This window comes from Enterobacter sp. PL1, from assembly GCF_945957325.1.
In the GTDB taxonomy this organism is placed as follows: domain Bacteria; phylum Pseudomonadota; class Gammaproteobacteria; order Enterobacterales; family Enterobacteriaceae; genus Enterobacter; species Enterobacter roggenkampii.
In genome coordinates this window covers 1-3,029 of record NZ_CAMFKT010000065.1, presented here as the reverse complement: position 1 = coordinate 3,029, position 3,029 = coordinate 1, and the positions used below count along the sequence as shown (strand labels likewise).

The following is a 3,029-nucleotide window of genomic DNA, read 5'->3' as shown; positions in this document are numbered from 1 at the left end:
GAGCTGGACTTTATCGATAAAGTCTTCTTCGTGGTCGACAGGAAAGACCTCGATTACCAGACCATGAAGGAGTATCAGCGCTTCTCTCCGGACAGTGTCAATGGTTCGGATAATACAGCAGGCCTCAGAAGAAACCTGGATAAAGACGATAACAAAATCATCGTCACAACCATTCAGAAACTCAATAACCTGATGAAATCTGAAGCTGACCTGCCCGTCTACCAACAGCAGGTGGTGTTTATCTTTGATGAGTGTCACCGCAGCCAGTTTGGTGAGGCCCAGAAAAACCTCAAAAAGAAATTCAGACGCTTTTATCAGTTTGGTTTTACCGGTACGCCTATTTTCCCGGAAAATGCACTGGGGGCAGAAACCACCGCCAGCGTCTTCGGGCGTGAATTACATTCTTACGTCATTACTGATGCGATTCGTGATGAAAAAGTGCTGAAGTTTAAGGTGGACTATAACGATGTCCGCCCACAGTTTAAGTCTCTTGAAACGGAAACTGATGAGAAAAAACTCAGCGCGGCTGAAAACCACCAGGCCTTTCTGCACCCACTACGTATCCAGGAAATAACGCAATACATTATCAATAACTTCCGTCAGAAAACACACCGAACCTTCCCGGGAGCTAAGGGCTTTAACGCCATGTTAGCAGTTAGCAGCGTGGAAGTGGCAAAAGCTTATTACACGACGTTTAAAATGCTACAGGAAGAAGCGGAGAAGAAATCTGGCAGCTATAAACGCCTTCGGGTTGCAACCATCTTCTCCTTTGCTGCAAATGAAGAGCAAAGCGCCATTGGTGATATTACTGACGAAAGCTTTGATACCAGCGCAATGAACAGCAGCGCAAAGGAATTCCTGGATTCAGCCATTGATGACTATAACAACCACTTTAAAACCAATTTCAGTACCGACAGTAACGGCTTCCAGAACTACTACCGCGATTTAGCTCAACGAGTGAAAAATCAGGATATCGACCTTCTCATCGTGGTGGGAATGTTCTTAACCGGCTTTGATGCCCCGACGCTCAATACTCTGTTCGTTGACAAAAACCTGCGTTATCACGGTCTGATGCAGGCATTCTCACGCACCAACCGTATCTATGATGCAACCAAAACCTTCGGCAATATCGTGACTTTCAGGGACCTGGAGCGTCCGACCATTGATGCCATCACACTTTTTGGCGACAAAAACACCAAGAATGTGGTGCTGGAAAAAAGCTACGAAGAGTACATGCAGGGCTTTACCGATGCGGCAACCGGTGAGGCTAAACGAGGTTTTATGGCTGTTGTTTCGGAGCTGGAGCAGCGCTTCCCTGACCCTGCCAGTATCGACAGTGAAAAAGAGAAAAAAGCCTTCGTCAAACTGTTTAGTGAATATCTGCGGGCAGAAAACATCCTTCAAAACTATGATGAATTTGCCACGCTGAAAGCCCTGCAGAAGGTTGATATTAGTGACCCGGAAGCGATAGAAACCTTTAAAGCAGAGCACTATGTGGATGATGAAAAATTTGCTGAATTACAAACCATTCGTCTCCCGGCAGAGCGTAAAGTTCAGGACTATCGCTCAGCATACAATGATATCCGGGACTGGCAGCGACGCGAAAAAGCAGCAAACGACAGGGATAAATCAACCACAGACTGGGATGACGTGGTGTTTGAAATTGACCTGCTCAAGTCGCAGGAAATTAACCTGGACTACATTCTTGGCCTGATTTTCGACCACAACAGAGAGAAAAAAGGTAAAGAAGCCCTGACTGAAGAGGTCAGACGCTTAATCCGCTCAAGTCTGGGCAACCGTGCCAAAGAAGGTCTGATTGTTGACTTTATTCAGCAAACTAACCTTGATGACATGCCGGACAAGGCCAGTATCATTGATGCATTCTTTACCTATGCTCAGCGTGAACAGCAACGGGAAGCAGAGGCGTTGATTAAGGAAGAAAACCTCAATGAAGAGGCTGCAAGGCGCTATATCCGCACATCACTCAAACGGGAGTATGCTACCGAAAATGGCACTGAGCTAAATGAGACGCTACCAAAGCTCAGTCCGCTGAATCCTCAGTACAAAACGAAAAAGCAGACCGTATTCCAGAAAATTGGGGCGTTTATCGAAAAATTTAAAGGGGTTGGAGGGCACCTCTAGATGCCAGATAACAGAGCAATGCGCTACCGCAATTTATAGGTAAGATTGTATCTTTTAACCTGCATCAGACCTGTTATGATCGATGAAGCGCTGGTTAATGTTAATGCTAACTGGATGGATTTTAAACGCATATTCAAATGATTAGCGCCCAGAACTTACAGAAACCAGTGCTTTATTTTGGATGGTAAAGTGCTGAACGGACGTATCACAGGAGAATGCTTATGAGCGTAACTATAAAAGACGATCGACTCAGGACTATCGCGACCTTTGATGGCAAGACCTTGAAAGATGATCGACTCAGGACCATCGCAACGTTTGACGGTAAAACCCTGAAAGACGACCGGCTCAGAACCATCGCAACTTTTGACGGTAAAACCCTGAAAGACGACCGACTCCGCACCATCGCTACCTTTGATGGAAAGACCCTGAAAGACGATCGACTCCGCACCATCGCAACATTTGATGGTAAAACACTTAAAGACGACCGACTCAGAACTATCGCGACAGTTAATGGTAATGTCAGTATTGTTGTTTTGGCGTTTGCTGCTCGGCTATTTTAGGGCTAAGAGCCTATCTCAACAGAGATTAATACTTTACCCAAAAGATATAATATCAGTATCTAAAAGCCTGCACCGTCTGATTTTTAGTCATTGAATCGCGAGAACGGGAGATAATTTCTCTTCTATGGGCATAGGCTCATAATGGTAGGATTCTGGTAGCTTCGAAACGCCGTATTTAAGCAATACTTAAGTCATGAAGAACCAAACTTAAACATTTTTCTCAAGGTAAACCAGTAAAAAACTGTTAGTGCTGATGGATCGTTTGGGCTCTTTTAAAGGGATTGAAAATCCCCGTGTCCTTGGTTCGATTCCGAGTCCGGGCACCAC

The 3,029-nt window shown here is 45.2% G+C and carries 2 protein-coding genes; both read left to right on the top strand.

Annotated elements, in window-relative coordinates:
• Positions 1-2,142, top strand: a 2,142-nt coding sequence (locus tag N6P30_RS24150) for a type I restriction endonuclease subunit R (protein WP_260629999.1), incomplete at its 5' end; no start/stop codon positions are given.
• 221 nt (positions 2,143-2,363) lie between these two features.
• Entirely contained in the window at positions 2,364-2,702 is a 339-nt protein-coding gene (locus N6P30_RS24145; protein WP_023293487.1) for a 5-fold beta-flower protein, read from the top strand.
• Positions 2,703-3,029: the final 327 nt, after the last annotated feature.